This is a genomic window from Streptomyces sp. GESEQ-35 (assembly GCF_017948485.1).
Lineage (GTDB): Bacteria > Actinomycetota > Actinomycetes > Streptomycetales > Streptomycetaceae > Streptomyces.
Window position 1 is genome coordinate 100,240 of record NZ_JAFFSX010000038.1, and the last position, 6,789, is coordinate 107,028.

At 61.6% G+C, this 6,789-nt stretch carries 4 protein-coding genes and 1 pseudogene; 4 read left to right on the forward strand and 1 reads right to left on the reverse strand.

Translation table 11 applies throughout. The features are described 5' to 3' along the window. Positions 1-32 precede the first annotated feature (32 nt). The gene (locus KCH87_RS45085; protein ID WP_210593764.1) at positions 33-1,094 is read right to left on the reverse strand and encodes a class I SAM-dependent methyltransferase; all 1,062 of its coding nucleotides are present in this window, start codon (positions 1,092-1,094) and stop codon (positions 33-35) included. Positions 1,095-2,065: 971 nt separating this feature from the next. Here KCH87_RS45085 and KCH87_RS45090 point away from each other — a divergent pair. From KCH87_RS45090 to KCH87_RS45105, 4 genes and pseudogenes are all read left to right on the forward strand, one after another. Beyond that, positions 2,066-2,236 (forward strand): hypothetical protein, encoded by a 171-nt coding sequence (locus tag KCH87_RS45090; RefSeq protein WP_210593765.1) that lies wholly within the window; start codon positions 2,066-2,068, stop codon positions 2,234-2,236. 331 nt (positions 2,237-2,567) lie between these two features. Next, a complete protein-coding gene (locus KCH87_RS45095; RefSeq protein WP_247197779.1) occupies positions 2,568-3,083 on the forward strand; it encodes a hypothetical protein in 516 nt (171 codons plus the stop codon). A gap of 263 nt (positions 3,084-3,346) precedes the next feature. Continuing rightward, positions 3,347-3,945 (forward strand): annotated as a pseudogene (locus KCH87_RS50895) (hypothetical protein). Positions 3,946-4,423: 478 nt separating this feature from the next. Next, positions 4,424-6,676, forward strand: a complete 2,253-nt coding sequence (locus KCH87_RS45105) for a restriction endonuclease (protein WP_210593766.1) — start codon at positions 4,424-4,426, stop codon at positions 6,674-6,676. Positions 6,677-6,789: the final 113 nt, after the last annotated feature.

A 6,789-nucleotide genomic window follows, 5' to 3' on the forward strand; every position in this document is an offset into this window, starting at 1 on the left:
GAAGAGGACGGGCCGCGTACGAACGGGCGGCACTAGCGGGTGGGCTCGGTAGGGGCCTTCGCGGCGAGGATGCGATAGGCGTTGCTGTGGCGTGGCAGCAGCGGGCGGACGGTCAGGTCGAGCAGGAAGCCGGCCGGCAGCGCGGGCAGGGCGAGGAGCAACGCGGCGGCCCATCGTGCGTGGTCGGTTGTGGTGGGTGGGCGGGGCACCCAGGGACGGCGAGGATCCTGGGCGAGGGTGGAAAGAAGCCTCTTGGCGGCCAGCAGGAAGTCCAGTCCGAGGTCGGCTCGTCTGTGCTCGACGGCCAGGACCGAGAGGCCGTTGGCGGTGAGGGCCTGTTTGAGGTTGTCGACGGGGAACATGTGCAGGTGCTGGGGTTGCACCCACTGTGACCAGTACTTGCCGAGGAGGCGGGCCCCGATGCATTCAGGGTCGGGCACTTCTATGAGGAGGTGTCCCCCGGGCGGGAGGACACGTACGGCGGCGCGGATCTCAGCGAGCGGGTCGACGGTGTGCTCGAGGTAGTGGTGCATGCTCACCACGTCGTAGCGGTGGGTGAGGGTGTCGGCGAGGTCGGGGAACGAGCCCTGATGGGCGTCGTCGATCCAGCCACGGCGTTGGGCTTCTCGCACGCCGTCGCCGAGGTCCAGGCCCGCGAACGTGGTCTCCGGCCAGATCTCCTTGGCGGTGCGGCAGAAATGCCCGTAGCCCGTGCCGACATCCAGCCAGGCGCGGGGCGTGGTGTACGGCTGGAGCATGCGGGCGCGCCGCTGGTAGAGCTTGCGCATCAAGCTGAAACCGAACTCGACACTCTTGGCGCCGAGCCCGTCGTAGAGGTCCCGGTAGTAGAACTCAAGGCCGGAGGCGTTCAGTCGGGGGTTCTGAAATATGTGCCGACAGTCGCGGCACCGTTCCAGCGTGAACGAACCGGGCTTGGCCTGAATGAAGTCGGGGCTGGTCAGATGGACTTGAAGGGTCGTTGAGCCGCACCAGGGGCAGTCAGGACGGCGCGGCTCAAGAAAGCGGGCCGTTCCGTCGGCGAGGTCGGCCTGGTAGCTGGTTCTCAGGGCGGCTCGCGTGCTGGGCGTGGTCATCACGGCGTCCTCGTCCTTCGCTGGGTCAGCAGATAGCCGGAGCCCAGGGCCTGGTGGATGTCGGTGCGGAAGGGGCTCGTGTTCGTTCCTGGTGTTCTACCAGTGGTGCGCTCCGATGTCGGGGCCGAAGTCGGCCAGGAGGTTGGCAGGTTCTGGAGGTCGAGGGCGAAGGCGTAAAGGGCCGTACCGTGGCCGCCGGCGGCGGTGCCGATCCGCAGGTCCTGGCGACACAGACGCTCCCCTCGGGCTGGTAGACCCAGGCTTCGATCGCGTCACCCGACGCCGTCGGGATCTGCACGGCAGCGCGCTGAGCGGACGAATTGTTGGCAGCGGCCCTCACCCCGCCGTGGTGATGGGTCACGGCATCGGTGCCATCAAGGCGGGGGCCTGGCGCCGTTCGCCGAGCGATTCCGTGACGAGCGCTTCATGGCGATCGCCCTCGACTACCGCAACTTCGGCGGCTCCAGCGCACAGCCGCGCGAACCACTCTCCGTTCGCCGCGAGCGCGAGGACTACAGCACGGTCATCGGCTGGGCCGCCGAACAGCCCCTACATCGACCCGCGCCAGGTCATCACCTGGGGCATGTCCTTCGCCGGCATGCACGTCCTTGAGCTCGCTGTCGCCGACACGCGCCTGGTCACGGCGGTCGCCCAGGCCCCGCTCACCGACGGTCTGGCCGCAGCCCGGATGTCCGACCCCAAGGTCGGCTTCAACTCTTCGGGCCGGCCCTGCTCAACCCCGCCGGCTCACTGTTCGGCCGCAAGCCGATCTACCTCCCCGGCCACGCAGAACCCGGAAACCTGTCCAACGGGGCCACGCCGGACGGACCGTTCGGGGAGAAGCTCATGCCCTCGAAGGACGGGACACCATGGAACGACCGCGTCGCCGCCCGCCCGCTGCTCAGCTTCTCCTGGCGCCGTCCCGTGCGACGCGCCGCCTCCGTGCGGGTCCCCGCTCCTGCTGGTCGTCCTTGAGACAGACAGCATCGCCCCGTCCCGCCGTCCCGCCCGCCCTCGAAGTCGCCCGCAAGGCACCCGGGGCCGAACTGTTCCGCGGCGCCGGCGGCCACGCCGAAGTACTGCGCACCGAGGTCGACTTCCTCCACCGTCACACCACGACCGCAGCCCCGAAGAAGTCCTGAGACCCTCCCGGACGGGCTTCGGAAACCACCCAGATCTGCCAGCAGCCCCTGAAACACCAAAGGCCCCGGAGCGATCTGGGGCCTTTGACCTGTGTGTACTCGGCAGGATTCGAACCTGCAACCTTCTGATCCGTAGCTCTACAGAGATCGGTCATTAGCGGTCATTGAGGCCGCCGTTGGCTCCCTGAGACTGGCTGTTGATCACGGTCGATTGCTCGGGCTGCTGTACTTCGTTGCTGTACAGCAACTCCTCTCGCTTACTGTCCGTCTCCTACGAGCCGTCAAATGCGACAAGCGGCTACACGCTCATCCTGGATCACGGGTCTTCCGCATGGGGACGTTCGATGAAGATCAGGACGAGGTCTCCGAACCAGAGGTACGCTTATGCTCCTCTGTGGCCATGGAGCCGATATGGACCAGTGTTGTGGCCGTGGCCGGCACGTTGCTGGGCGCCGTTGCCACCTATCCCTTTCAGCGGCTTGCAGCCAAGCAGCAGACGTTGCGCGACGAGCGGATCGCCGCGTACACCGCGTTCGCCTCTGCCGTGGAGGACTTCCGGTGGGGACAGGCCGAGCGCTACTTCAGCAAGCAACGAGAACCCGGCGGGGAAGCGTACCGATTGGCGTACCAGGAGGGTCACCGCCTGCGCACGACCGCGTGGCAGGCGTTCTACCGTCTCAAGCTGGTCACGAACGACGCCACTCTCGTGGCCCACGCTGAGGCGGCTCTGGAAAAGACACGCTCAGTTTCGGGCGCTGCGAACGACAGCGAGCGGAACCAGTTGGACGACGTCGCCAAGGCAGCCATCAGAAACTTCGTCGACTACGCGTCGAAGCAAGTCCAGTAGCCGAACTCGACGTACGGCTCGGCGGAACCTGCTTACTGGATCCAGCCCGGCCCACTCCCAACACGCATTCCAACTGTGGTGGTGGGGTGGCGGTGTGTGTGCGGAGGCGTTCACCTGGGTTCATGGGCGGTTGGGCGCTCACTCGCCATCGGCGTCTGGTCTCCCCTGAACGGTCGTGAACCGTGCTCAATGAGACGGAAACTGAGACGGGGCCCGCGCGCAACTCGGGTGACTGCGGGCCCCGTTGGCGCTAGCGTGCCGCAGTGATCAGCAGCAGGGGAGCACATCTGGGTGCGGAGGCCGCGCGCCGTCTGGCAGAGACGGGCCTCTTCGAGTTTGAGCCCGGGCTCACGGACGCCGAGTTTGAGCGTATTGAGCAAGAGTATGGCTTCGAGTTCGCGGACGATCACCGAGCGTTTCTTGCAGCCGGGCTTCCGATCAACGTCCCTCGTGAGGAAGGGCAGACCTGGTCCCGGCCCTGGCCTGAGTGGCGGGGCGGCGACCTGGCCAGCTTGCGTCGACAGCTCGACGGGCCGGTCGAGGGGGTTCTATTCGACGTTGAGCACAACGGGTTCTGGCACGAGAGCTGGGGTGAGCGTCCAGCCGACGGGACGGTGGCACTGGCAACGGCGCGGCATCAACTGGCGGAGGCGCCGGTACTGGTGCCTGTGTATGCCCACCGATACCTGCCGGCCGGGGAAGCTTCGGACACCCAGTGCTCTCCATGTGGCAGACCGACGTCATCTATTACGGCCTGGACTTGGTCGACTACATGCACCAGGAGTTCGACGAGACTCGGGGCGAGGTCGACGAGAGCTGGAACCCGCGAGCGACGGTCCCCTTCTGGAAGGACTTGCTCTGACTCTTCAGGGGAGCCTGCGCGTATGGTCGGCGCCCTCAGCTTGGGAAGCTGCGATCACTCGTGACCTGTTTGGGCGCAGACCTGCGCGAATGCCTAAGGTACTGCCTCGTAGGGCTCGGCGGCTTTCACCGTGATTCCCCGCTGTTCCCCCCTCGTTCTGGTGCGCTTGTGGTGCGCGCCGCCATGCTTTGCCGACGCTCAACAGGCCCCGCTTCATGGGCTGGACTCGCAGGCCAACGCCCTACTCGGTGCGGCTCGTCCGAAAGTGACGTACAGATCCAAGTGCTGCACTACGTAGTTGGGCTGACCTCGCAAGCGATTGGTGCGCTGGCCCGTGACGTCCAGGGATCTCGACCGCCGAGGTGATACGCCATGCACGCGGCAGCCGGTGCAGGTCGTTGAGACGCTCATCGAAGCGCCCGAGGATTTTTCAGGCGAACCTGCTTCGTGGACTCCTGGGCTCAGACATCATGGGACCATGCGTGACTTCTCTGTTCTCTCTGATGTCGAGTTCGAAGAGCTTGTGGGTGACCTTCTCGCGGCAGACTTGGGAACTCATTTCGAGCGATTCTCTCCAGGCCGCGATGGAGGAGTTGATTTGCGTTGGCGGAGTCCAGCGGGGCGCGGCGTAGCGCAGTGCAAGCATTATCAGAAGTCATCTTTCTCTCAGTTGCTGTCGGCTGCTTCTAAGGAAGTTGAGAAGGTTAAAAAGCTCAAACCTGCACATTACAAATTCATCACCAGTCTCGACCTGAGCGTCGGCCAGAAGTGGAAAATCTATTCGCTTTTCTCTGCGTGGATGCCGGGTCCTGAAGAGGTACTGGGAGCTAGAGATGTAGATGCTCTACTCACGCAGCATCAACAAGTTGAGCAGCGCCATGCGAAGCTCTGGGTATCCACTGGCATGCAGCTCTTTTGGGCAGTGCATTCAGACATCGCCAACCGCGCCGAAGCCCTGCGGGTGCGTATCGAAAAAGCCATGCCTCGGTATGTCGTGAACGCTGGGTACTCTGTCGCTAGAAGAATGCTAGATGAACACAATGTTTGTCTCATTTCGGGCCCTCCTGGTATCGGTAAAACAACCCTGGCGCAGATGTTGTTGGCTGAGCACATTTCGGCGGGTTACACGCCGATTGAAGTTTCACAAGACATTAACGAGGCCTGGCATGTGCTACATAGGGAGTCCAAGCAAATCTTCATTTATGATGATTTCCTTGGGCAGATTACATTTTCCGAGAGGATGTCCAAGAATGAGGATCGTCGCCTGACTGATCTTATCGAGAGGGTTTCAGAAGGTGGGGAGAAGAAGCTAGTCCTCACGACTCGTGAGTACATTCTCAGGGATGCTCGTAGGGCGTATGAAGGGTTGCATGGACTTGACAGGAAGTTTCAATTCATCCTAGAGCTTGACGGTTATAGCAGGAAGGATCGAGCTCAAATCCTGTATAACCACTTGTGGCATTCTGACCTGTCGCCAAACTGTATGCGCGAGGTAGCGCAAGGTGGGTATAGGGAAATCCTAGACCATGCCGGCTATAGCCCACGCATGATTGAGTACTGCACCGGTAGGGCCTTTGATACGGAGTCACCGGGTTACCCTCAACGAGTCGTGGTCAGCCTGGATCACCCTGAGAGAATCTGGCGGTTTGCCTTCGAGCGTCACCTAACCCAGGAACAGCGGCTGCTGGTGCTCGTTCTCTGCACCCTGCCTAGAAATGTGGAATTGGATCCTCTTTGGCTAGCGCATGAGTCGCTATGCGAATTCTGCGGTCTCCAACCTTCACGCGCCAGCTTCCGTGATTGCTTGGAAGTTCTGGAAGGTACTTTCATCTCTATCGAGATTGACTCGACTGCTGGTACAACTATTCGGCACACTAACCCTTCAGTGCGAGAGTTCGGAATTCTCACACTGAGTGAAGATGCGGAACTTTTCAGGACCGTGATTGAGTCTGCAGTCTTCTTTGAGCAGTTGTCATCGTTGTATCGGTATGCATCGCCGACTGAAGCAGGCTCGAAAAAATCGCAACTACTTTCACTCTTTTCGAGCGAGCGAGAGAGGGTGATCGCGCAGTTGTCGCAGACATTTCATTCCCCTTCTCCACAACGGGAGAATAGGTGGATTTTCGATGAGGGGGCTTCTTACGGTGAACCTCTCGGGAAGTATGAGCGTAGGCTCAGATTCTATTACCAGCTCGACGAGGTGGATTCTTACGGTTCGCAGCGTCAACGCATTGAGAGTGGAGTTGAGTTCCTCGTAAGTAGGTGGAATGAAGGAAAGGGAGGAAAGAGCGAGGCAAATGCTCTGCTGATGAGGCTCCGCCACTATGGACTAAAAGAGTCCTTGTGGGACGAGGCGCATGGTGCCCTTCATCGGTGGTTTAGAAGCGGCTTGCGAGGAACTGAAGACTGGATGCATCTATTTCGCCACCTGAGCGACTGTGGTGACGAAATGTTTGAAGCGGACGGGGAAATGAGTGAGCGCTTCGCCCGTTTCATGGATGACGAGTTCAGTAGTTGGGATCCTTTCCCACCCGACCTAGATGAAATGCGGGAGATTGCCGATAGCTTCGGCTTGACGGATCTCGTGGAAAGGATCAATGAAGCGCTCGAAGAGGAGATAAATGAGTCGGCAAGCGCCTTGGGTTATGGAAAATCTAAGGGGCGTCAGGATGGCGGCACATCGGATGAAGGTGAAGCGATCCTCTTCGCGCGGTTGCTGGACCGACCATAAGAAACGGGCCTTGAAGGCTGAACCGCTGCGGTAGGCGTGAGGGCGGCGGAGTCTTAATGGCCCAGTCAAGCGGGCTGGGGTCGGTCGCTGCTGGGCAGGGCCCATTGGGCGTT

Bases quoted from the DNA above. Each gene is read 5' to 3' on its own strand.
- KCH87_RS45085 (WP_210593764.1), bottom strand. From the start codon at position 1,094: ATGACCACGCCCAGCACGCGAGCCGCCCTGAGAACCAGCTACCAGGCC.
- KCH87_RS45095 (WP_247197779.1), top strand. From the start codon at position 2,568: ATGGGGACGTTCGATGAAGATCAGGACGAGGTCTCCGAACCAGAGGTA.
- KCH87_RS45105 (WP_210593766.1), top strand. From the start codon at position 4,424: ATGCGTGACTTCTCTGTTCTCTCTGATGTCGAGTTCGAAGAGCTTGTG.